Source organism: Klebsiella sp. MPUS7, from assembly GCF_009905335.1.
In the GTDB taxonomy this organism is placed as follows: domain Bacteria; phylum Pseudomonadota; class Gammaproteobacteria; order Enterobacterales; family Enterobacteriaceae; genus Klebsiella; species Klebsiella grimontii.
This window is the reverse complement of the sequence record NZ_CP047604.1, coordinates 3253994-3278062: the sequence shown is the minus strand read 5'-3', so window position 1 is coordinate 3278062 and position 24069 is coordinate 3253994. Positions and strand designations below refer to the sequence as shown.

Genomic DNA, 24069 nt, shown 5'->3' with positions numbered 1-24069 from the left:
GATGATCAGGCGCGATGCTACTATGAAAATGGCGTCGAGAGAATAGGGAATACGCCCGCGATAGCGGGCGTGAAGGGTCAGAAGGAGATCGTGACGCCAGCGTAGTAGGCGCGGCCTGGTTCGTTATAGGTCGAAGCCCCTTCGTTTTCACGATAAATTTGCTTATCGAACAGGTTGCTAATCCCGGCGTTCAGGCGCAGGTCTTTCATTAGCTGATAGTTGCCGCCGATACCCACCACGGAATAAGATCCGACTTCATTGGTGGCCAGCACCCCGTTTTCATTACGAATTTCCGCATATTCGCGCGGTTTCTGCCGACCGTACAGGGTCCAGTTGACGTTCGCCGAAAACTTACTGGTCACCTGCCAGTCAAGCAGGGTATTGATGGTGTATTTCGGAATTACGGACAGCGGGTTTCCGGTATCTTTGTTTTCCGATTTGATCATATAAGTGGCGTTGGTGCGCCAGCTGAGCGTATCGGCAATAACCGGAACCAGCAGCGTGCCTTCAAGGCCTTCGACGACCGCTTTCCCGCCGTTCTCCCACTGCAGGATATTCGCTCCGCTGGCGGTATTACCCAGCACCTCGGTGCCGGAGACAATCTTGTTTTTGTAATCGTTGCGGAACCAGGTGACGCCAGCGTTGTAACCGTTGAGATTAAACTCAAGACCAATCTCTTTATTGATACTGATTTCCGGGTCGAGATCCGGGTTACCCAAAAGATAGCAGTTGCCATCGGCAATACTTATCGGGCAGCCGTTTCCGCGCGTAGAAAGCAGGTAGCCTTCGCTCGACTGATACAGATTCGGCGCTTTAAACTCGCGGGCAATACCTGCTTTGACCTTAAACATATCCCCCAGATCCTGCGACAGGTTCAGACTCGGGCTCCAGTTGCTGCCGAAGTCGTTATGGTAGTCGAAGCGCAGACCCGGGATAATATTGGTGCCCGGCGTTGCCTCAATATTGTCTTCGAGATAGATACCGGTCAGCGTGGCGCTGTTCTTGGGGCTGCGTTGTGAAGGATCGCCGGACACCCCGGGGAGCGCATCCGTGGTGGTGGTGGCCTGCATGGACGCCGGATCGTTCAGCTCATCGCGATTCCACTCCATGCCCAGCGTCAGGGTCTGTTCAGCGAGCCAGTTGAAGGGGAGATTCACCTCGGCGGTTGAGCGCCACGACTCCAGGCGGCTGGTGTCATAAACATCGCTATTGATCATCCCTTCCACGCGACCGGTAGTACCCTCCTGCAGGCGGGTATTGTTGGTTTTTTCGTAGTAGACGCCCGCCTTCGACTGGCCCCAGTCCCAGATCCCGTTATAGGTCAGCCCCCAGGTCTGTCGATACATCCGGTTTGTTTCCTGACCGTAGAGGGTATCCACCAGGCCATTGGGGCTCATATTACTGTTGCTATACTGGGTATCGCCGGCATAGATATTGCCCTGCCGGCTATAGGCGTAGCTAAAATCGATAATCTGCTGCGGCGTGACTTTCCACGACAGCAGGGCGTTAATATCTTTGTTGCGCACACCTTCGCGGCCCGCGGCATAAGATCCATTTTGCGCGCGGTTAATATCCCAGGCGTCGGGTTCGGTTTTGTTAATGTTGCCGTATAAACGCATGGTCAGGGCATCCCCGGCCAGCGGTCCGTTGAGGTTGAAATTAGCCCGGTTAGTGGAGCCTTCTTTGTTATTTTCCGGCTGATTGGTATAGAGCGAGAGCGAGCCGTGCCAGTCGTTGGTGGGGCGTTTGGTGATGATATTGACCACGCCGCCCGCGGCGCCTGAGCCGTAGCGCGCTGCGGCAGGGCCGCGCAGAACTTCAATGCGTTCCACCATTTCCGGCGGCACCCAGTTGCTGTCGCCGCGGGTATCGCGCTCGCCGCGCCAGCTATAGCGCACAGAATTGCGGGAAGTGACGGGCACGCCATCAATAAGGATCAGCGTGTTTTCCGGCCCCATACCGCGAATATCTATTTGACGATTGTTGCCGCGGCTGCCGCTGGCGCTGTTGCCGGTCAGGTTTACGCCGGGCATTTTACGAATAATTTCTGAGAGGTCGTTAACCGGCGGATCTTTGGCGATATCTTCCGCGGTGATGATCGAGACGCCCGGCTGCTGCTTCAGCGCCTCTTCGGCGGTTCCCCGTACCACCATGGTTTCGGTATCCTGCTCCACTTCTTCGGCAAAGCCAGCCGGACTGAACAAGCCTGCGATGGCCAGAGTGAGGGGAGTGGTTATGTGCTGTTTCTGCGGTCTCATGATAAATATCCCTATAAAAGCGGGTGAAATTGAGATCGAGAATATCAATGATAATAATTATCATTACAATAACACTGCGTTAATCTCCACAAAATCCTCACATTTGCCGCAACTTTCCGTGATCCGGCAGATATCATGAAGAAAACGGTTTTTTAATCCTGTTCAGAGAGCATAACAGTAGATCAAGGGGGAAGACGGCACGCAGAGCTGCGTGCCGGGAGAATGGCAGCTTAATGATTGTCGTCCTGCGGCATATGGCGATAGATATAAACGCCGCTCAGCAGGGTGAAGACCAGCGTCAGCGCGGTCAGGCCGAAGACCTTGAAGTTGACCCAGATATTCTGCGGCAGCCAGAAAGCGATGTAGATATTCGCCAGCCCGCAAAGAATAAAAAATACCGCCCAGGCCAGATTGAGCCGCGACCACACCTGCTGCGGCAGCGTCAGCTCTTTCCCCAGCATGCGCTGGATCAGCGGTTTTTTCATCACCCACTGGCTAAACAGCAGCGCGCTGGCGAACAGCACGTAGATAACCGTTACCTTCCATTTAATAAACTCGTCGTTATGGAAGAAGATAGTCAATCCGCCGAATACGGCGACCAGGACGAAGGTAATGAGCGCCATTTTTTCGACTTTGCGATAGCGTACCCAGCTGTAGATCAGCACGATGGCGGTGGCGATAATCAGCGCGGTTGTGGCGGCGTAAATATCATATAGCTTGTAGAATGCGAAGAAGACTACTAGCGGTAAAAAATCCAGAAACTGCTTCATACATCGATTCCGTCGTTCAGATCGGGGCAGAAATAGCCCGCCCCGGATTAAGTTAGTTGCGAATAAGCATATACAAGCGGAATAAATAGATCAGCAACAATGCAGAGATCAGATTACTGAGGGTATTTATTACCACCGCGCCAACGTTCGGCGTCAGGACCGCGAAGCTCGATGCAAACAGCAGCAGCAGCGTTTTCGCCAGCAGCCAGCCGATAATCGCCGGCGCCACCAGACGCACGTTGGCCCAGGCCAGACGCATACTGCCACGCATGGCGCTGAAAATGCCGATTTTATCCTGCACCAGCATAACCGGTGCGAAAGAGAGCACGATAGCCAGCAGGACGCCAGGCACCACCACCAGCATCATCCCCATCTGCACGATAAACGTCGTCAGCAGGATCAGCAGCAGCAGCTTTGGCAGCACCGGCGCGGAAGCGCCGATCGCGCGAAGGGCGCTGACCCGCTGACCGGCGGAGATCATTTGAATCATGAGCAGAACGCCGCCGGCAAGGATGGCGTTGCCTACAAGACCGGAGAAAGTGGAGGCCGCGGAGGCTCGCAGCAGGATTTGCTGCTGCTCAGGCGTCATGCTCTGAACCAGTTCAAACAGCCCGCCGCTACCCGCCAGGCTATCGCCCTGGCTTAATATCGACAGCTGTTCTTCACTGGGTGAAAAGGCATGGCCAAGTACTACCGTAATGAACGCGCATAGCAGCGCAATCAGTAGGATAGTAACGAACTGATTGCGGAAAAAGTTCCCGGTGTCACGGTAGACGGACTTTGCCGTGATAGACATGCATTCTCCTTGAGTATTGCAGGTGTTAACTAGCCGGCGATTGTACCGCAAATCGCGGCTGGGTAGCAGTCTCTGCTGCTGCGCGCTAAGTATATCTTTGTAAATAGAAGAGGAAATCAGCGAAGCGCTGTCTGGAGGACCATAATGGAAGAAACTTGATACCACACGCTTATCACTGATTGTATTGAGAAAGTGAAAATTAATCTGGATCAATAAATGTTAAATTTGCCGACTTAATGTGATCTATGTTGGATCAAACATACCTCTTTGTATGTATATTCTTGCGCTGAATAACCATAATGAGGAAGTGGGTATGAAAAAGTTAGCAGCGGCGGTTGTTATTCTGAGCAGTCTTTCCGGCAGCAGCGTCTGGGCGCATGAAGCCGGTGAATTTTTTATTCGCGCGGGTTCGGCCACGGTCAGGCCGACCGAAGGCGCGGGCGGTACGTTAGGCAGCCTGGGGGGCTTTAACGTCAGCAACAATACGCAACTGGGTCTGACATTCACCTATATGGCAACCGATAACATAGGCGTTGAACTGCTGGCCGCCACGCCGTTCCGGCATAAAGTCGGGACCGCGGCAACCGGCAATATTGCGACCGTTCACCATTTACCGCCGACGTTAATGGCGCAGTGGTACTTTGGCGATTCGAGCAGCAAACTGCGTCCTTACATTGGCGCGGGTATCAACTACACGACCTTCTTCGATGAGAGCATGAACGATACGGGTAAAAAAACCGGTATCTCTGACCTGAGCCTGAAAGACTCCTGGGGAGCGGCAGGGCAGGTGGGGATGGACTATCTGATTAACCGCGACTGGCTGATTAACATGTCGGTGTGGTACATGGATATCGACACCACCGCCAACTATAAGCTGGCGGGCGCGCAGCAGCACGACAGTATTCGTCTGGATCCGTGGGTGTTTATGTTCTCCGCGGGATACCGGTTCTAAAGTCCCGGATAAAGCTGGTCGCAATGACCAGCTTTATTACGCTTTCTGACGCGTGGCGGATTTGCTTAAGCCTCCCCCGGAGCGGCTGCAGTAACGGCTACTCATTACCCCATTTATTCAGAAATACCGCGATATCATCAATGCGCTGGCGATCGATGCCCGCTTGTACGGCCATCTCTCCCTGCGCTTGCTCGCTGATTTCTTCGTTATTCATCAGGCGAGTAATCAACAGCTGGAAATAGCGCGCCAGAGGATCGCGTTCCGACTCGCTGACGGGCTCAGCGGACTCGGTCGAATACTCATCCGCAATGTCGTAATATTTCAGTGGTACTTCCTCGTGCATAAATCGCTCCCCGATTGACGTTGTGCCTGCATTTTCTGGCCTGAATAATATCACTCCTGCCGGGCTTTAGCTCAGGAACGACCAGAAAAACGCATGCCGAGCCCACACCATACGCAACGGGCGCGGAAACTCCCCGTCATCGGGGGTAATAGCGTAAAAAGCCAAAATTGACTGCCCTGAACCCGTCAGCACGCCATTAATACGCATAAAACTATTACCACGGTACCCGACATCCTCGATAATCCAGATACTCTAATCCGGGGCGGTTTTGTTTTTCCAGCAGGACGTTCACCAGCGAGGGGATGGTCTCGGCAATGGTGAGTGGGGCATTCTCGCCGCCGAGGGCCGTGCGGATCCAGCCCGGCGCCATGACCACCAGGGGATGCGATACGCAGGCAGGGCGGGCGGCAAAACTGCGCATAAACATATTCAGCGCGGCTTTACTCCCGCGATACAGCTCGCGCTGTCCGCCGGTATTATTGCTCAAACTGCCTTGTCCTGAAGACATAACGCCAATCAGCCCCTGCGGCAACACGACATCTTGCAGACTTTCTATTACCCGCATCGGCGCGAGCGCGTTGGTCAACATGACATGAATAAACTCTTCCGTCGCGATTTCGCCGATGGTTTGTGTCGGATCGCGGTTGGTGGTGCCCGCGTTGACGAACAGCATATCCAGTATGTTATCGCTAAGCGTTTCGCGCAGCGCCGCGATCCCGTCATTATCACAAATATCCAGCGCCTCAATACGAACCCGTCCAGGATACGTCCGGGCCAGATGATGCAGCGGCGTGGTTTGCGAGAGATCGCGCACGGTGCCGATGACCTGCCAGCCATGCAGCAGAAACTGTTCAGCCATGGCGTGCCCAAGCCCGCGTGAAGCGCCCGCGATCAATACTGTTTTAGTGGAAGCGGCCATGGGTATCACTCCGGCGTAAATAAATGATGGGATAAATATAGGCCGGTGCTGTAGCAGGCGGAAGGCGCAGCATTTGCAATAATAAAGTGCATCAGACGCCCTATCCCGGAGTGGAGAAAAGATGACCGATCCCGATTTTAATTTACTGACTGCGCTGGATGTACTGTTGAGCGAGAAGAGCGTTGCCGGGGCGGCAAAGCGGCTTGAGCTTAGCGCGTCGGCGATGAGCCGCACGCTGGCGCGCTTACGGCAGGTAACCGGCGACCCGCTACTGGTCAGGGCCGGGTGAAAAATGGTGCTGACTCCCCATGCGGAAAGTCTGCAGGCGCGGGCAAAAAATGTCGTCACTGAGATGCGCGCGGTGCTCAACGCTTCGCCTGCGCCGCTGAGTTTATCGACCCTTGAGAAGCGATTTACGTTACGTACCAATGAGGGATTTATAGACGTTTTTGGCCCGGCGCTGGTGAACGCTGTCGCACGAGAAGCGCCGGGCGTGACGCTCGAGTTTGTCGCGAAGCCGGAGAAAGATGCCCGATTTTTACGCGAGGGGCGGGTGGACCTGGAAATTGGCGTACTGGAAAATATGGGGCCTGAGATCCGCCTGCAGGCGCTGTTTCGCGATCGCTTTGTCGCCGCGCTGGCAAAAAACCACCCGTTAGCCGCCTTTGCCGAACTGTCGCGAGAACAATTTGTTTCCGTAGGGCACGTCATAGCCTCCCGTCGCGGGGCGATCAGCGGGCCGGTTGATGAAGCGCTGGCGGCATATGGAATGAGCCGCAGAATTGCCGCGGTGGTGCCTGCGTTTTCCGCCGCGCTGGCCGTTGCCCGGGATGCTGAACTTATCGCCGTTGTCCCGGCCTCCTGCCTGCAGAGCGCGGCGGGAAAAGAGATGATCGGTTTTCCCCTCCCGGTGAGCACGCCGGAGATAACGGTGTCACAAATGTGGCATCCTCGCCAGGAGCATGAATTAGCGCATCGCTGGCTAAGGCAGCTGGTGCGCAGAGAGTGTCGGCAGCCATAAAAAAAGCCCGCACAAGTGCGGGCAAAAATACTGGAAGCAATGTGAGCAATGTCGTACCGAATACCTGAGTTGTTTACTCAACTACTCGGTAATGAGAAAGATAATATTTCTCATTTAAGATATCAACCCCAACTTTTGTGCGGAAGCGTTTTTTTTAATCGACGATAAAAACGGTGCGCTTCTGGCTGTTATCCTGCGGCCATGCCGCGGCGACCTCGCGAAGCGGCCGGGGAGTGGTGGCGATGGTAAACCCGCCAGTAACGGCAGCCTGCAGCATTTCCCCGGTAGCGGCCAGCAGCTGGGACACTGAAAGGCTGCCAATACCGCTGCCCATCAGCTGCAGCGGCGCGGAGCGCAGTACCGCGCCGCTGAGCGCGATATCGGCGGCGGAAAGGGAACCGACCTGAATAAAACGTACCGGCGTATTTCCCGGGCTGTGCTTTGCCAGCGCTGGCAGCAAAAGTTCGGCGCTACGTCCCCACAGATAATCGACGACGACATCAATCTGCTGCGCCGCCAGTTCGGCAAACTGCGCCCGCAGGCTCGCCTCATCCTGACTTAAGTTCACGATCGCATCGGCTTCGAGCGCGGCCAGTTTCTCCCCGTTTCGCCCGCAGGCTATCACTTTTCTGGCGCCCAGAAAGCGGGCGATTTGCACCGCCAGCTGACCGGCGCTGCCCGTGGCGCCGTTGATCAATACGGTTTCGCCCGCTTTCAACCCGCCGCGCTTGACCAGCGCCGCCCAGGCCGACATACCCGGATTAGCCATTGCGGCGGCAGTGATATCGTCCAGTTCATCCGGCAGCGGCAGACAGTGGTTTAGGGCGACGGGAGCCCACTGCGCCATACTGCCCCAGGGCGCGGCGGGGAAGGCGAAATAGACGCGCCGCCCGTCGGGTAGTACGCCGGCGCCATCAATACCCGGGACAAAAGGCAGACGACCATCGAAACTATAATGTTTGCCGGAGGCCCGGCCTTTCACCACATGACTGATGGCGGCGGCGCGAACCTTGACTAACGCCTCACTCTCACCGGCGCGCGGATCGCTAAAATCGGACCAAACCGGCACCTGCTGCAGGTCAAAAACCACGGCTGCTTTCATTGTCTTCTCCCCCTCTGGGATAGTTATGTGTAAAATGCACATATCAGCTAACGGCACTATACTCGGTTAACTAATATATGCAAGATGCACATAATAATTACGACATTAGCGACTTCCACGGCGCGCTGCTCGATATCATCAGCGTGATGAACCAACCGATGCGCGATGAGCAGATACTGCAGGCGGCCGAGGTCCAGCTCGATCGGACTCTCTTTCCGCTACTGGTGGCCGTCGGGCGCAGGGGACCCGTCGGGGTCGTTGAACTGGCGGACAGCCTTGGGCGCGACTACACCACCGTCAGCAGGCAGGTGAAGAAGCTGGAAGCCCAGGAGCTGGCGCGAAAGCAGCCTAATGCGAAAGACCGGCGGATTAGCGAAGTGACGCTCAGCGAAGCGGGCCAGGCGATGATTACACGCATTGCGCAAGCAAGAACGCGGCTGATGAACGAGGTGCTGGCAGGGTGGTCGCAAGATGATGTGCTGGCGCTGTTTCGTCTGACGCGCAAATATGCCGACTGCTTGCAGCAGAAATAGCCGCCCGGCGCGGGACCGGGCGGCGGACGCGCTTAGGCTGCTTTGGTGGCGGCCTTCAGACTTTGCGCAAAGGCTTTCAGTTCGGCGAGCATAGCCTGCGGGTCGTTCACGTTACGCTCAATGATTTTGACGATGGCAGAGCCGGAAATCGCGCCGGCCGCGCCTGCGTCAATCGCCGCGGTCACCTGCTCCGGCGCCGAGATGCCAAAACCCTGCAGCGGCGGCGCGGCGTGGTACTCGGCCAGTTTTTCAATCAGATGATGCAGCGGCAGCGCGGCGCGGTTCTCCGCGCCGGTCACGCCCGCCCGCGACAGCAGGTAGGTATAACCGCGACCGTAAGAGGCGATCTGGCGCAGCAGATCGTCATCGGCATTCGGCGGACAGATGAAAATCGGCGCGATGTTATGGCGCAACGCGGCCTGGCGGAACGGCGCGGACTCTTCCACGGGGACATCGGCGACCAGCACTGAATCGACGCCCGCGCGTTCGCACGCGGCGTAGAATTCATCAATGCCCGGGCTGAAGACCAGGTTGGCGTACATCAGCAGGCCGATTGGGATGGTCGGATGCTTTTGACGAATCGCCGTCAGCATTTCAAAGCACTGGGCGGGCGTGACGCCTGCGGCAAAAGCGCGCAGGGTGGCGTCCTGAATCGTCGGGCCGTCAGCCAGCGGGTCGGAGAAGGGGATGCCCAGCTCCAGCGCGTCGGCGCCCGCTTCAATCAGGGTATCGATAATTTTCAGCGACTGTTCCGGATTCGGATCGCCGAGGGTGACGAAGGGAACAAACGCGCCTTCCCGGCGAGCTTTAAGTTGTGCAAACAGCGTCTCATAACGTTCCATCAGATTTCCCCTCGCGCTTTTAAAATATCGTGTACGGTGAAGATGTCTTTATCGCCGCGGCCGGAGAGGTTAACCACCAGCAGCTGCTCTTTTTCCGGGTTTTCACGCATCATCTTCAGCGCGTGCGCCAGGGCATGGGAGGACTCCAGCGCCGGGATAATCCCCTCATGGCGGGAGAGTTCTTTAAAGGCATCCAGCGCTTCGTCATCGGTAATCGACACATAATCGGCGCGGCCAATGCTGTTCAGATACGCATGCTGCGGCCCCACTGACGGGAAGTCCAGCCCGGCGGAGATGGAGTAGGACTCCTCAATCTGCCCCTCTTCCGTTTGCATCATCGGCGATTTCATACCGAAGTAGATACCCACCCGACCGTGCTTCAGCGGCGCGCCGTGCTCGCCGGACTCAATACCGTGACCCGCGGGCTCCACGCCAATCAGGCCAACGGTGGTTTCGTCGATAAAGTCGGCGAACATGCCGATGGCGTTCGATCCGCCGCCGACGCAGGCGATAACCGCATCCGGCAGACGACCTTCTTTCTCCAGAATCTGCGCTTTGGTCTCTTCGCCAATCATGCGCTGGAATTCACGCACGATGGTCGGGAACGGGTGCGGACCGGCAGCGGTGCCGAGCATATAATGGGCTGTTTCGTAGCTGCCGGACCAGTCGCGCAGGGCTTCATTGCAGGCGTCTTTCAGGGTAGAAGAACCGCTATGTACCGGGATCACTTCCGCACCCATCAGGCGCATGCGGAAAACGTTCGGCGACTGGCGTTCGATATCCTTAGCGCCCATATAGATACGGCACTTCAGGCCGAGCAGGGCGCTGGCGAGCGCAGAGGCCACGCCGTGCTGGCCGGCGCCGGTTTCGGCGATAATTTCCGTTTTGCCCATCCGTTTCGCCAGCAGCGCCTGGCCGAGCACCTGGTTGGTTTTATGCGCGCCGCCGTGCAGCAGGTCTTCACGCTTGAGATACAGCGTGGTACGGGTGCCTTCGGTAAGGTTACGGCATTTGGTCAGCGCCGTCGGGCGACCGGCGTAGTTTTTCAGCAGGTCGGTAAATTCAGCCTGGAATGCCGGGTCTTTCTGCGCGCTGACGAACGCTTCTTCCAGCTGGCGCAGGGCGGGCATCAGGATCTGCGGAACGTACATCCCGCCGAATTCGCCAAAGTAGGGGTTCAGTAAAGTACTCATTATTGCTCCTTAATATGCGCGCAGCGTTTGAAATACAGAGGACAGCTTGCTGGCATCTTTAATACCCGGCTGCGACTCTACGCCTGAATTAAAATCGAGTCCGGCACAGCCGCTTTTGGCGGCTTCCACACAGTTATCGGCGCCGAGGCCGCCTGCCAGCAGAACGTTACGCAGGTCCTGACCTTGCAGCAGCGACCAGTCGAAACGCTGGCCGGTGCCGCCTTGACCGTTGTCGAATACATATTTATCGACGTGATGCAGATTGCGCTGCGGTAGGGTTTCGCCGACGCTGAGGGCCTTCCAGATTTGCACCGTCGCCGGAAGTTTGGCGCGCAGGGTATCAATATAGGCCTGGTCTTCGCTGCCGTGCAGCTGCACCGCGGCTAAGCTCAGATTTTCCACGCGGCCGACCACTTCCGCCACCGGCGTATTGCGGAACACGCCGACGTAGCTCAGCGGCGCGCTATCGATGACGGCTTTCGCCTGAGCGTCATTCACCGCTCGCGGCGACGTCGGGACAAAAATCAGGCCGCCGTAGATCGCGCCGGATTCATACGCCACCTGGGCATCCTGGGGGCGGGTCAGGCCGCAGACCTTATTCTCGCCGAGCAGCACGCGCTTCACGGCGGCGTTCAGATCGGCGTGCTCCATCAGCGCCGAGCCAATCAGGAAACCGTTGGCGAAGTGGCTTAGTTCACGCACTTCTGCGTAGGTATGGATACCGGACTCGCTGATCACCGTGACCTCATGACCGAGCTTAGGCGCCAGGGTGCGGGTACGGTTGAGGTCAATCGACATATCGCGCAGATCGCGGTTGTTGATGCCGACCACTTTCGCCTTCAGCGCAATCGCGCGCTCCAGCTCCTCTTCATTGCTCACTTCGGTCAGCACGCCCATGTTCAGGCTATGCGCGACGGCGGAGAGCTGGCGATACTGTTCGTCATCCAGCACCGAAAGCATTAGCAGGCAGGCGTCGGCCTGGTAGTAGCGCGCCAGATAAATCTGGTAAGGATCGATGGTGAAGTCCTTACACAAAATCGGCTGCGGCGCGACCTTGCTGACGATCGGCAGAAAGTCGAAGCTGCCCTGGAAATATTTCTCATCGCACAGTACCGAGATCGCCGAGGCGTAGTGCTTGTAGACGCCGGCGATGGCCGCCGGGTCAAAATCATCGCGGATCAGCCCCTTTGATGGCGAGGCCTTTTTGCACTCGAGAATAAACGCGGTGCGGGTTCCGGCGAGGGCGTCGTAAAAATTGCGCTGCGTCGGTACCACTTCATTTTGAAAACTGGCTAACGGTTGTTGTTGTTTGCGGGCTTCTACCCAAATCGCTTTGTCGGCCACGATTTTTGCTAAAACGGTCTGCATTATTTACCCTCTTGCCGCTAATGCGGTCACTCTGTCATAGGCCGCTCCGCTGTGCAGCACATCGATGACCTGCTGCGCGTTGGCCTTCAGATCTTCGTATCCATGTAAACGCATCAGCATGGCGACGTTGGCGGCAACGGCGGCTTCGTGAGCGGCCTCGCCTTTACCTTGTAGTAAGCGCGTAAGAATGTCACGGTTTTCTTCCGGCGTGCCGCCTGCCAGCTGCTCCTGATGGTAAGGCGTCAGGCCAAAGTCGGCGGCGGTCAGCTGGTAGCTCTTGATTTCGCCATTGTTCAGCTCCGCGACCACCGTCGGCGCGTGCAGCGACACCTCGTCCATTCCGCCGCTATGCACCACCGCGGCGCGCTGGTAGCCCAGCACGCGCAGGGTTTCCGCAATCGGCAGCACCAGCTCCGGGCTATAAACGCCAATCAGCGCCAGAGGCGGGTGGGCCGGGTTGATCAGCGGCCCAAGCACGTTAAACAGGGTGCGAGTTTTCAACTGCTGACGGACCGGCATCGCGTGGCGGAAACCGGTGTGATACTTCGGGGCGAACAGGAAGCAAACGCCCAGTTCATCCAGCGCCTGGCGAGATTTATCGGCATTCATATCCAGATTGATACCGAACGCCGCCAGCAGGTCGGAAGATCCTGATTTACTCGATACGCTGCGGTTGCCGTGTTTCGCGACCTTCAGGCCGCAGGCGGCGGCCACAAACGCGCTGGCGGTCGAAATATTGATACTGTTGCTGCCGTCGCCGCCGGTACCGACGATATCGGCAAACAGATAATCAGGGCGCGGGAACGGCGCGGCGTTTTCCAGCAGCGCGGTGGCGGCGCCGGCGATTTCCTGCGGATGCTCACCGCGCACCTTCATGCTCACCAGCGCGGCGGCCAGCTGCTCGGGTTTCACTTCCCCGCGCACCACCGCTGAGAACAGCTGATGGCTCTCCTGCTGGCTCAGGGTTTCGGCCTGATACAGTTTTTCCAGAATTGGCTGGAGGGTGTTGGTCTGCTCCAGCTTCTGCAACGCCCAGGCCAGGGTTTGCTCTAGCAGGCGCGCGCCCTGGGTGGTCAGAATCGACTCCGGGTGGAACTGGAAGCCGCAGACGCGATCCGCATCGTGACGCACCGCCATGACCATGCCGTTGAAGTGGGCATTGATGGTCAGCCCCGCCGGAATGTTGCTACCCACCAGCGAGTGGTAGCGGGCCACCGGCAGCGGGTTGCTCAGACCGGCAAACATCGCCTGTCCGTCATGTTCAATACTCGAAGCCTTACCGTGGAGGATTTCGCCGGCCTGGCCGACGTAGCCGCCGTAGGCTTCGACAATCGCCTGGTGTCCGAGGCAGATACCGATAATCGGCAGTTTGCCGCGCATGCGGATCAGCAGCTCCGGCATGCAGCCCGCTTCGCTCGGCGTCCCCGGCCCTGGAGAGAGCATCAGTACCGGGTTTTTCATCGTGCCGATGCGCTCAATCAGCGCCTGCGCCGGGACGGAGTTGCGGTAAATCACCACGTTATGGCCGTTCGAACGCAGCTGGTCTGCCAGGTTATAGGTAAAAGAATCGATATTATCGAGCAGCAGAATGTCGGCCATTAGAAAATCTCCTTCGCGTGGTGGGCCTGGGCGATAGCGCGCAGCACCGCGCGAGCTTTATTACGGGTTTCATCCGCTTCTGACTGGGGAACGGAGTCGAGCACGATACCGGCGCCCGCCTGGACGGTGGCGACGCCATCCTGCACGTAGGCGGAACGGATAACGATGCAGGTATCGAGGTCGCCGTGGGCGGTAAAATAGCCCACCGCGCCGCCGTAGCTGCCGCGACGCTTGCCTTCAGCGGCGGCGATAAGCTGCATGGCGCGCACTTTCGGCGCCCCGCTGAGGGTGCCCATATTCATACAGGCGCGGTAGGCATGCAGCACGTCAAGATCGCGGCGCAGCTCGCCAACCACGCGGGAGACGAGGTGCATCACAAAGGAGTAGCGGTCGACTTTGGTCAGGTCGGCGACGTAGCGGCTGCCCGGCGTACAGATGCGCGCGAGGTCGTTACGCGCAAGGTCGACCAGCATCAGATGCTCGGAAAGCTCTTTATGGTCGGTGCGCATCTCCAGCTCAATGCGGCTGTCGAGATCGCGATCCAGCGAACCATCCGCGCGGCGGCCGCGCGGTCGGGTACCGGCGATCGGGTAGATTTCAATCTGGCGATTGGTGGCATCATACTTGAGAGAGCTCTCCGGCGACGCGCCGAACAGGGTGAAATCGTTGTCCTGCATAAAGAACATGTACGGGCTCGGGTTGCTCTTCTTCAGCACATCATAAGCGGCGAGCGGCGACGGGCAGGGCAGCGAGAAGCGGCGCGACGGCACGACCTGGAAAATCTCGCCCGCGCGAATGGCGCGCTGCATTTTACGCACCACGGCGCCATACTCTTCGTCGCTCTGGTCGCAGTCGCAGCGCATCTCGGCTACCGTGGTTACCGGCAGCGGCAGCGGCGGCTCGTTCAACTGCTGGCGAAGCTGAGCGATGCGCTGCAGCAGACGCTGCTTTTCGCTTTCCAGCGGCGTAAACAGGCTCGCCTGGATACGGGTGTTTTTGGTCTGATGATCGATAACCAGCAGCGTTTCCGCCAGATAGAAGCAGTAATCTGGGCAGGCGGTGTCGCTTTCCAGCGATGGCAGGTCTTCAAAACCGGCGACCAGGTCATAGGCGAACAGGCCGCCGAAGAACATGGCTTCGCGCTCGTCCTGCGGAACGGTAACCAGTTCCTGCAGCAGGCGAAAAGCGTCGAATACCGAGAGTGAACACAGGCGGGCGTCTTCATCTAACAGCGCGCTGACCGGGGGAAAGGTTAATACCCGGCTATTGGGCTGACGCTGATTATTGATGCCGGAGGGCAGGGCGCTATCCAACAGTTCCAGCAGCGCCGTACCGTTGGCGGACAATGCGTGAATAGTGACGGTGTCACCTAGCGCGGTAATGCGCAGGGCGCTGTCCACCAGTAGCAGGCTCTTTAAATCATCCTTGCTGTCAATATCAGCGGATTCCAGCAGCAGGGTGGCTGGACGCGCGCCGCAGATCTGGTGGAACAATGCGGTGGGGTTTTCCCGATAGATGGCGTCGCTGGTGAGAAGCTCGAGTGCCGGTTTTGATGTTTGCATTATTGTTGTCGCCTGTTCGCTATAATAATTTGTCCAATAAAAAGCCCGCTCATTGGCGGGCCGGGTATCTGTATGCTGAGTGCAAAACGCGATCACGCCGCCCGATAACAGGAGGTGCGCCACCAGCCGTGCAGAGTGATAAATTGCGTTTTCATCGTTGATACCCCTTCATGTGAACTTGCGTACTAGTTAACTAGTCCGAGAGATTAATGTCAACCCCTGTTTGCAGATTTTCTCTCTCTGTCGGTATGATGATGCGCTTATTGATATCCTTAATCACTTAAGCTGCAGAATCACAGTCAATCTGCCTGTGACTTAAAGTATGACGGGTACAGGTTCATGTCCAGCAGGAGTCATCTTGAGCAACACCAATTACGCAGTGATTTACGACCTGCACAGCCATACCATTGCCTCTGACGGGCGACTGACTCCAGAAGAACTTGTCCATCGCGCGCACCAGATGCGCGTCGGCACCCTGGCGATTACCGATCACGATACCGTGGCGGCGATTCCCGCGGCTCAGGCTGAAATTGAACGCGCCGGTTTACCGCTGGCGCTGATTACCGGGGTGGAGATTTCCACGCTGTGGGAAAATCATGAAATTCACATTGTCGGACTGAATATCGATATCGGCCATCCGGCAATGACCGCGCTGCTCGATGAACAGAAAGCGCGTCGCCAGATGCGGGGCCAGCAGATTGCTGAACGGCTGGAAAAAGCGCGGATCCCGGGGGCCTGGGAAGGGGCGCTGAAGCTGGCGGACGGCGGTGCGGTGACGCGCGGCCATTTTGCCCGTTTTCTGGTGGAGGCCGGCTATGCCAACAATATGGCTGACGTCTTTAAGAAGTATCTGGCGCGCGGGAAAACCGGTTACGTTCCGCCTCAGTGGTGTACAATAAAACAAGCGATTGATGTCATTCATCATTCTGGCGGTAAGGCGGTCATTGCCCATCCCGGGCGCTATGACCTTTCCGCCAAGTGGTTAAAACGTCTGTTGGCCCACTTTAGCGAACAGGGCGGCGATGCGATGGAGGTGGCGCAGTGTCAACAGGCGCCGCACGAGCGCGCTCAGCTTGCCGCTTACGCCGTGCAGTATGGCCTGGATGCCTCGCAGGGGTCTGATTTTCATCAGCCCTGCCCATGGATCGAACTGGGCCGCAAACTTTGGCTGCCCGCGGGCGTTGAAGGGATCTGGCGCAGTTGGGAAGTGGCCGTAGAACAAAATTGAGAGGGAAGTATGAGCCAGTTTTTTTATATCCATCCGGAAAACCCCCAGGCGCGGTTAATTAACCAGGCGGTGGACATTGTGCGTAAAGGCGGAGTCATCGTCTATCCGACCGACTCCGGTTACGCTTTAGGCTGTAAAATTGAAGATAAAGGCGCGATGGAGCGGATTTGCCGGATCCGTAATTTGCCAAACGGCCACAACTTTACCCTGATGTGCCGCGATCTGTCCGAGCTGTCGACCTATTCATTCGTCGATAACGTGGCCTTTCGTCTGATTAAAAACAATACGCCGGGTAACTATACCTTTATCCTCAAGGGCACCAAAGAAGTCCCGCGCCGCCTGTTGCAGGAGAAGCGTAAGACTATCGGGATGCGCGTGCCGTCGAACCCGATTGCGCAAATGCTGCTGGAAACATTGGGTGAGCCGATGCTTTCCACTTCCTTGATGCTGCCGGGAAGCGACTTTACCGAATCCGATCCGGAAGAGATTAAGGATCGTCTGGAGAAGCAGGTGGACCTGATTATTCACGGCGGCTATCTGGGCCAGCAGCCGACCACGGTTATCGATCTTACCGAAGACGCGCCGGTCGTAGTGCGTGAAGGCGTCGGGGACGTGAGGCCGTTCCTGTAATTGTTTTTTATTCCAAGGAAGGAATCGTCGTGAAATGGACATTAATCTGTCGCTTTTTTCTTCTGCTGTGGCTGTTCAGCGTGCCGTTCAGCCCTGCGCATTCTGAGGTTTTATCCCCCTGGCAAGAAGCTATCGCTCTGTTTGACGTTCAGGCTACCATGCGCCAGGACGGCGTGCTGGACGTGCGAGAAAACCTTCACTTCCAGGCGCGCAACAGGCAGATCAAACACGGTTTCTTTCGCGATCTTCCGCGTATGTGGGTGCGGCCGGACGGCAACGCGGCCCTGCTGACGTACCATGTGATCGGCGTGACCCGCGATGGCAAACCCGAGCCCTGGCATCTGCTCTGGCACCGGGGGACGATGAGGATCGTAGTCGGCGATGAGCAAACTTTTCTGCCGGAAGGCGATTATCGCTACCAGGTGCACTATCAGGTCAGCAACGCGTTTATCCGCGATGACGAAGATGATGTGCTTATCTGGAATGTCACCGGCGCCAGCTGGTCGTTCGAAATATTCCAGGTTCGCTTCGCGCTGCAACTAGCGGATGCGCAAGGGGACCCGTTCAGGCAGATCGACTTTTTTACCGGCGATGATGGCGAAAGGTTAAAAAATGGCCACCTTCTGCCGGATGGGCGCATTGAGTCCCGCGAACCCTTCTACCAGCAGGATTTTACCGTACTCTATCGCTGGCCTCGTGCGCTGTTGCCTGATGCCGCAGAGCCGCAGGCGACTCATCTACTCCCGCATCTTTTTATCCCCACGTTATCGTCTTTAAGCGTGTGGATCCCCTGTGGATTAATGGCGGGTTATTTCTTGTTTTTATGGCTGCGCAGGCCGCGTTTTACTCCGGTTGACGTGCCGGTGCTGACGTCAATGTCTAGGGAATTTTCTCCAGGCTATTTGCGTATGGCGGCGAAGCAAACGTACGACGATAAAGGTTTTTGCGCCGATGTGACCAACCTGATTGTGAAGGGGCGGGTGGCGCTGGAGAATGTGCCGGGCGATGAAATGCTATGCTCGTTGGTTCGGGTACGTTCTGGCGCAATTCACACAGGCGATATTCCGACCCAGGAAGAGCAGCTATTGATGGATCTGCTGTTTCATAAGAGCGATAAAGTGGAGCTCAAGGGGCGCTACAACAGAACGCTGCGCAAAGCGTTTAAGCGAATGGATAAATACTATCGTCAGCAGCATAAGGGCGCGGGCTATCGGCCTTTGAGCTTCCTGTTATGCGGTATTGTGGCGATGTTTGCGACTCAGATTCTCGCTAATGCGCAGAGTCTGGGCTGGACGGCCAGAACCTTAACTGCGGATTGGTTTGCGGGTCTTTTCTTCGTTATTCCGCTTCTCTTTAGCAGCGTGTTTTTACTGAGCGATAGCGATCCCGGCAAACCAATTCGCAAGCGTCTAATGGCGACGGTGTTGTGGCCGCTTATCGGCGGCGGCCTGATTTTTCTGTTTCTATGGGCGAAAATGGGTTTTTCGCTCTTTCAATGGTATATGCCCGCCGGATACTTCAGCGCCTGGTGCCTGTCCGGTTATATCACCGCGCTGGGCTTTTGCCTGCTCCCGCAGCTTACGCAATTGGGCCAGCAGCGCTTTGCCAGAGCTGAAGGGGTCATCCGTTATCTTGGACGGCTGGAGGCAGCAACGCACAGCGGCCCACGGCGCAAAGGCGAATCCCGTTACCTGGATATTTCATTGCTTAGCTGGGCGGTAGCCGCAGGGTTGGGTAAGGCGTGGGCCAATCGCCTGGCTCCATCCCTGGCGGCGGCGATTAAGGCGCCGGAGATAGCCCGATCCGGGGCGTTTTTGACCTTGCAGGCGCATCTGAATAGTGGATCCGCCAGCGCTTTTGGTCTCGGCGGCAGCGGCGGGGGATTTTCCGGCGGCGGAGCAGGAGGCGGCGGCGGAGGCGGATGGTAAGTTGTGCTATCCTCGTAATGCGAAGAAGCATTGATCTTAAAGTTCGTGTACCATGTTCGCCCACGCGAGAAGACGTGTCTCTACTGTGGTCGCTAAAATGGCGCAAAACATGATACGCCTTGATGCAAAATATATATACAGAACATGGTGTTAGAATATTATTTTGCTAACGCCCTGTTTTTCGAAGTATACCAGACGCCTGGGAAGGCGACACCTTAAGGAAGCTCAATGAGCGAGAAATTACAAAAAGTGCTGGCCCGCGCTGGCCACGGCTCCCGCCGTGAAATCGAAGCCAAAATCGAAGCTGGCCGCGTCAGCGTCGATGGCAAAATCGCCACCCTTGGCGATCGCGTTGAAATTGTCCCGGGTTTAAAAATTCGTATCGACGGCCACCTGATTTCGGTGAAAGAGTCTGCGGAACAGATTTGCCGCGTGCTGGCCTACTACAAGCCGGAAGGCGAACTCTGTACCCGCAACGACCCGGAAGGGCGTCCGACGGTGTTCGATCGTCTGCCAAAGCTGCGCGGCGCGCGCTGGATTGCCGTCGGTCGTCTGGACGTGAACACCTGCGGCCTGCTGCTGTTTACCACCGACGGTGAACTGGCGAACCGCCTGATGCACCCGAGCCGCGAAGTGGAACGTGAATACGCGGTGCGCGTGTTTGGCCAGATTGACGATGACAAGCTGCGCCAGCTTTCTCGCGGCGTACAGCTGGAAGACGGCCCGGCGGCGTTCAAAACCATCAAGTTTACCGGTGGTGAAGGGATTAACCAGTGGTACAACGTCACGCTGACCGAAGGGCGTAACCGTGAAGTCCGTCGCCTGTGGGAAGCCGTTGGCGTACAGGTCAGCCGCCTGATCCGCGTGCGCTACGGCGATATTCTGCTGCCGAAAGGCCTGCCGCGCGGCGGCTACACCGAGCTGGACCTGGCGCAAACCAACTACCTGCGTGAGCTGGTCGAGCTTACGCCGGAAACCACCTCTAAGGTCGCCGTCGAAAAAGATCGCCGTCGCATGAAGGCAAATCAGATTCGCCGCGCGGTTAAGCGCCACAGCCAGGTGAGTAATAATAATAACAACCGTCGTTCCAGCAGCCGTAATAACGGTAACGGTTAATTATTCCAGTTCCGGCGGTCGCCGCCGGAATTTTCTCTCTTGTGACTCCTTTCACACTTCTGCATAAAGACAAAAAACGGGAAATCCCCGGACAAATAACGCAAAGCGATGCGCCTGGCTACGCCATATACTGACGCCACTGATTACATTAACAGGTAGCCTAAAATGGAAACAGCAGGAAAACTATCGGCAAGCTATGTGGTTATCGGCGTTAAAGAAAAAATAGGCTATGGATTTGGCGATTTCGCCTCTAATTTATCCTTCGGCTTTGTTTCTCTATTCTTACTTTTTTTCTATACCAATATTTACGGGATTAGCGCCGTACAGGCGAGCCTGATCTTTGTTATTGCCCGCGTGGTTGATGCGGCCTTTAATATTGTGATTGGTTTTGCTATCGATAAAACCCACAGCCGTTACGGTAAACTTCGTCCATGGTTATTGTATGGTTCCATTCCGCTGGGCTTTCTGACGGTGCTCTGCTTTGTGCCTTTCGGCGGTGAGGCCAAATTCTACTTCGCACTGATTTCATATACTATTTATTGCCTGGCCTATACGGCGGTGAATACGCCTTACTCGGCGCTGACCAACCGTTTAACCCAGCATGAAGCCTCCCGTTCATCGCTGTCGGTATACCGGTTTGTACTGGCGATTGTTGGCTATCTGATTGTGTCCACCACCGCGGATAGGCTGATTTCCCCGTTTAGCGATAAACAGCTGGGCTATGTCTTCGCCGTCTCTTGCTTTGCGCTGCTGGCGACGTTTTTGTTCCTTGCCTGTTTCGGGATGACCAAAGAGCGCGTTGGCGAAGAAGAGGAACAGACTCCGGCGCCGACGCTGCGGGAAATGTTGAAGGCGGTGGCAGGTAACGCGCCGCTAATTAACCTCTCCATGTTCACCGTCTTTTTTTATATTGCCTATACCGTGTGGATGGCGATCGCTATTTACTTTATCAAATATATCATTGGTAGCGAAGGTTTTACCTCCACCTTCTTTATGATTCAGTCGGCGGCTTATATTGTCGGTACCGTTATTTCGGAAAAAATTATTGCGTTGATAGGTAAAAAGAAAATGACGCTGGTGGCCCTGTTAATCGGCGTGGTGGGCGTACTGATGCAATATTTTATCGCCGGCGACAATATCTGGCTGATCATGACCGGCGTGTGTCTCTACAGTATTACGCTGGGGATGGGTTTCGTTTCAATGTGGTCAATGATTGCCGATACCGTGGAATATGCCGAGTGGCACCATGGGGTGCGTACCGAAGGCGCAATTTACGGCTTTTTTAATTTCATCACTAAAATAGCGATGGCCATCGGCGGCGGCTGCGCGGGATGGATGCTGGACTATTATCACTATGACGCGGGCAATATCACCGCCAGCGCGATTAACGGCATTAACGTACTGATGACGCTATTTCCCGGCGCGATGTTTGCCCTCAGCGCCCTGTTTGTCGCCTGCTATTCGCTGGATGAAAAAACCTATCGCGATATTGTGCAAAAGATCAGCCTGCGTAAACAGAACGCGCTTTAACCTCAGGGAGCCAGAGAGATGAGTAACGATTTTAACACCACCCTTGCCGCGATGAGCGCGGAAGAGAAAGTGGCGCTGTTGACCGGCAGCGGTCTGTGGCGCACCGCCTCGCTGCCGCAGCACGGTATCGAAGATATCATTATGACCGACGGCACTTACGGGGTGCGCTACAGCAGCGCGCAGATTGATGGCCGGGAAAAGTGGAGCATGGATGATTTTATCTCGGTCATCACCCAAACCGCAGACCAGGCCAGCGTGGAAGAGCCCGCCGCGAAAGGGGGCAGTGAAGCGCTGTTCAGCACTTCGCTACCGGCGACCTGCTTTCCAAACGGCTCCAGCCTGGCCTGCAGTTGGGACGTGGAACTGGTGCATCAGATGGGGCAAGCGCTGGGGCGAGAGTGTCAGCAAATGGGCGTCGGGATCCTGCTCGGGCCCGGCATTAATATTCGCCGCACGCCGCTGGCCGGGCGCGGCTATGAATATTACGCCGAAGACCCGGTGGTCAGCGGTGACATTGCCGCAGCGTTGATCAACGGTCTGCAGCAGGAGGGCGTCGGCGCCAGCCTGAAGCATTTTGCGGCCAATAACTCGGAATTTCGCCGCACGGAGATGGATTCGATCATTGAAGAGCGGGCGCTGCGGGAAATTTACCTGGAGGGTTTCCAGCGGGCGATTGCAAAATCCCGGCCGTGGACGGTGATGTCCTCTTACAATCGTCTTAACGGCGTACAAACTTCTCAGGATCCGTTTTTACTCACTCAGGTATTGCGCGATGAGTGGGGATATGACGGCCTGGTGATGTCCGACTGGTACGGCATTAAAGATCGTCCCGCTTCGTTGATGGCGGGCAACGACCTGGCGATGCCGGAAACCCGCCGCGATAAACAAACCCTGCTGGCGGCTATCGAAGCCGAAGAGGTGCCGATGGCGGTGGTGGATCGCGCCTGTCTACGCATGCTGGAACTGCTCGACAAGGTTCAGCGCCATCGCCGCCCGCAAACGCGAGCCGATTTTACGGCGCACCACGCGCTGGCGCAGCGGCTTGCCGGTGAATCTATCGTCCTGCTGAAAAATGAAGAGGCTCTGCTGCCGCTGCGTTCGGAGAAAACACCGCGCATCGCGGTGCTGGGTAAACCGGCGCAGGAGCCGGTGATTCAGGGATCCGGATGCGCGACCACGGTACCGTATCTTCTCGATCGCCCGCTGGATGAAATTTTCGACCTCGCCGGGGACGATTTTAGCGTTACCTGGGCCGTAGGCGCGCCGGACGATCTGCGCGATGATGAACAGGCGCTGGCGCAGGCCTGCAGCGTGGCACAAGAGGCTGACGTGGCGGTACTCTTCGTCAGTACCGCCGTAGGCGAAGATGGCGAAAACGGCGATCGTCAGGATCTGCATATTCTGCCGGTGCACGAGCGGTTGATTCGTGAAGTCGCCGCGGTCCAGCCAAATATCGTGGTGGTGCTGGCGAATAGCGATGCGGTGGTGATGCCGTGGCTTGGCGAATGCAAAGCGCTGCTGGAAACGTTTTTTGCCGGTCAGGGGATGGGGCGCGCGGTGGCGGAAATCCTCTTCGGCAAGCGTAACCCCTGCGGCAAGCTGACGGTAACGGTGCCTAATTCCCTGGAGGAAACCCCGGCCTGGCTACACTATCCGGGCGAAAACCTGCGCCACTACTACGGAGAAGGGCTTTTTGTCGGCTATCGCTATTATGACAAACGTCGCCTGACGCCGCAGTTTCCGTTTGGTTTTGGCTTAAGCTATACCCGGTTTGCCTACGATAATATCGCGCTGTCAGCCTCCCGATTAGGCGCAGACGAGACGCTTACGGTGTCGTTCGACCTGACCAACTGCGGGGAGTATGCGGGTAAAGAGATCGTCCAACTGTACGTCAGCGCGCCGAAGGGGGAGCTGATTCGCGAAGTACAGTCATTAAAAGCGTTCAGCAAAGTGGCGCTGGCCGCCGGAGAATCCCGGCGCGTAAGCCTGCAGCTGCCCATTGCCGAACTAGCCTGCTACCATCCGGGTCTTGGCGACTGGATGGTGACGCCGGGCATCTGGCAGATCCGCGTCGGCGCCTCATCCCGCGATCTGCCGTTAACGGCGGAAATGGAGGTAGATTGCCCGCAGCGGTACGTCCCGCTGCGCGATGATAACTCTCTGCAACAGCTGATCCAGCAGCCGGAGGCCTTTGCCCGCGTCGTGACGCTGATTGCCGATAAGAGTCAGATACCAGCGGAGCAGGTGCGTGAAAAATTGATTCGCCTGGCGCCGGATCTGTTCTGCGGACTGCTGATTGCGCTGACCGAGTTCCTGGCGCTGGATATTGAGCGCGACGAGCTTAACGCGGTGCTGGCGGGCGCTCATCATTGCTAATGA

Annotated in this window: 19 protein-coding genes, 1 pseudogene and 1 other annotated feature; of the genes and pseudogenes, 9 read left to right on the top strand and 11 right to left on the bottom strand. The window is 56.8% G+C overall.

Going from position 1 to position 24069, the window contains the following annotated elements; genetic code table 11:
* Positions 1-77 precede the first annotated feature (77 nt).
* The 3 genes from GUC22_RS15260 to GUC22_RS15250 all read right to left on the bottom strand — a co-directional run bounded on the left by GUC22_RS15260 (position 78) and on the right by GUC22_RS15250 (position 3824).
* The gene (locus tag GUC22_RS15260; protein WP_160183611.1) at positions 78-2258 is read right to left on the bottom strand and encodes a TonB-dependent siderophore receptor; all 2181 of its coding nucleotides are present in this window, start codon (positions 2256-2258) and stop codon (positions 78-80) included.
* Positions 2259-2488: 230 nt separating this feature from the next.
* A complete protein-coding gene (locus GUC22_RS15255) occupies positions 2489-3028 on the bottom strand; it encodes a septation protein A (protein ID WP_004101360.1) in 540 nt (179 codons plus the stop codon).
* Between the two features lie 52 nt (positions 3029-3080).
* Complete coding sequence (locus GUC22_RS15250; RefSeq protein WP_004121298.1) at positions 3081-3824, bottom strand: YciC family protein; 744 nt, start codon at positions 3822-3824, stop codon at positions 3081-3083.
* Between the two features lie 313 nt (positions 3825-4137).
* On the opposite strand from GUC22_RS15250, the gene ompW reads away from it, so the two are divergent.
* The gene (gene ompW / locus GUC22_RS15245) at positions 4138-4776 is read left to right on the top strand and encodes an outer membrane protein OmpW (protein ID WP_160183610.1); all 639 of its coding nucleotides are present in this window, start codon (positions 4138-4140) and stop codon (positions 4774-4776) included.
* A 97-nt stretch (positions 4777-4873) separates the two neighbouring features.
* On the opposite strand, the gene GUC22_RS15240 is transcribed toward ompW, so the two are convergent.
* Entirely contained in the window at positions 4874-5119 is a 246-nt protein-coding gene (locus tag GUC22_RS15240; RefSeq protein WP_004139568.1) for a YmjA family protein, read from the bottom strand.
* Positions 5120-5333: 214 nt separating this feature from the next.
* Positions 5334-6038, bottom strand: a complete 705-nt coding sequence (locus GUC22_RS15235) for an SDR family NAD(P)-dependent oxidoreductase (RefSeq protein ID WP_024359437.1) — start codon at positions 6036-6038, stop codon at positions 5334-5336.
* 121 nt (positions 6039-6159) lie between these two features.
* Here GUC22_RS15235 and GUC22_RS15230 point away from each other — a divergent pair.
* A pseudogene (locus GUC22_RS15230) lies at positions 6160-7059 on the top strand (LysR family transcriptional regulator).
* Between the two features lie 154 nt (positions 7060-7213).
* On the opposite strand, the gene GUC22_RS15225 reads toward GUC22_RS15230, so the two are convergent.
* Positions 7214-8161: a quinone oxidoreductase family protein gene (locus tag GUC22_RS15225; RefSeq protein ID WP_082237253.1), complete on the bottom strand. Its 948-nt coding sequence runs from the start codon at positions 8159-8161 to the stop codon at positions 7214-7216.
* A 77-nt stretch (positions 8162-8238) separates the two neighbouring features.
* On the opposite strand from GUC22_RS15225, the gene GUC22_RS15220 reads away from it, so the two are divergent.
* A complete protein-coding gene (locus GUC22_RS15220) occupies positions 8239-8694 on the top strand; it encodes a MarR family winged helix-turn-helix transcriptional regulator (RefSeq protein ID WP_082237252.1) in 456 nt (151 codons plus the stop codon).
* A 32-nt stretch (positions 8695-8726) separates the two neighbouring features.
* Here GUC22_RS15220 and trpA read toward each other — a convergent pair whose 3' ends face one another.
* The 5 genes from trpA to GUC22_RS15195 are packed head-to-tail and all read right to left on the bottom strand — an operon-like array spanning position 8727 to position 15258.
* Positions 8727-9536, bottom strand: coding sequence for a tryptophan synthase subunit alpha (gene trpA / locus GUC22_RS15215; RefSeq protein WP_004121283.1), 810 nt, complete (start codon positions 9534-9536; stop codon positions 8727-8729).
* Positions 9536-10729 carry a tryptophan synthase subunit beta gene (trpB, locus tag GUC22_RS15210; protein ID WP_004139553.1) on the bottom strand — a complete coding sequence of 398 codons (1194 nt, stop codon included), beginning with the start codon at positions 10727-10729 and terminating at the stop codon, positions 9536-9538. The genes trpA and trpB overlap by 1 nt, the downstream gene beginning before the upstream one ends.
* A gap of 9 nt (positions 10730-10738) precedes the next feature.
* Positions 10739-12097, bottom strand: a complete 1359-nt coding sequence (trpCF, locus tag GUC22_RS15205; protein ID WP_160183609.1) for a bifunctional indole-3-glycerol-phosphate synthase TrpC/phosphoribosylanthranilate isomerase TrpF — start codon at positions 12095-12097, stop codon at positions 10739-10741.
* A gap of 3 nt (positions 12098-12100) precedes the next feature.
* A complete protein-coding gene (trpD, locus tag GUC22_RS15200; protein WP_024359433.1) occupies positions 12101-13696 on the bottom strand; it encodes a bifunctional anthranilate synthase glutamate amidotransferase component TrpG/anthranilate phosphoribosyltransferase TrpD in 1596 nt (531 codons plus the stop codon).
* A complete protein-coding gene (locus tag GUC22_RS15195) occupies positions 13696-15258 on the bottom strand; it encodes an anthranilate synthase component 1 (RefSeq protein ID WP_004139552.1) in 1563 nt (520 codons plus the stop codon). Before GUC22_RS15195 ends, trpD begins: the two co-directional genes overlap by 1 nt.
* A gap of 35 nt (positions 15259-15293) precedes the next feature.
* Positions 15294-15389: a sequence feature (Trp leader region), on the bottom strand.
* Between the two features lie 227 nt (positions 15390-15616).
* Between GUC22_RS15195 and rnm the strand changes: the two genes are divergently transcribed.
* The 6 genes from rnm to GUC22_RS15165 all read left to right on the top strand — a co-directional run bounded on the left by rnm (position 15617) and on the right by GUC22_RS15165 (position 24066).
* A complete protein-coding gene (rnm, locus tag GUC22_RS15190) occupies positions 15617-16486 on the top strand; it encodes an RNase RNM (protein ID WP_004121271.1) in 870 nt (289 codons plus the stop codon).
* 9 nt (positions 16487-16495) lie between these two features.
* Positions 16496-17116, top strand: coding sequence for an L-threonylcarbamoyladenylate synthase (locus tag GUC22_RS15185; protein WP_160183608.1), 621 nt, complete (start codon positions 16496-16498; stop codon positions 17114-17116).
* Positions 17117-17145: 29 nt separating this feature from the next.
* The gene (locus GUC22_RS15180) at positions 17146-19044 is read left to right on the top strand and encodes a DUF2207 domain-containing protein (RefSeq protein ID WP_024359431.1); all 1899 of its coding nucleotides are present in this window, start codon (positions 17146-17148) and stop codon (positions 19042-19044) included.
* 228 nt (positions 19045-19272) lie between these two features.
* Complete coding sequence (gene rluB, locus GUC22_RS15175) at positions 19273-20160, top strand: 23S rRNA pseudouridine(2605) synthase RluB (RefSeq protein ID WP_004121268.1); 888 nt, start codon at positions 19273-19275, stop codon at positions 20158-20160.
* A 165-nt stretch (positions 20161-20325) separates the two neighbouring features.
* Positions 20326-21690 carry an MFS transporter gene (locus GUC22_RS15170; RefSeq protein WP_004139545.1) on the top strand — a complete coding sequence of 455 codons (1365 nt, stop codon included), beginning with the start codon at positions 20326-20328 and terminating at the stop codon, positions 21688-21690.
* An 18-nt stretch (positions 21691-21708) separates the two neighbouring features.
* A complete protein-coding gene (locus tag GUC22_RS15165) occupies positions 21709-24066 on the top strand; it encodes a beta-glucosidase (protein ID WP_049133117.1) in 2358 nt (785 codons plus the stop codon).
* The last annotated feature ends 3 nt before the right edge of the window (positions 24067-24069 follow it).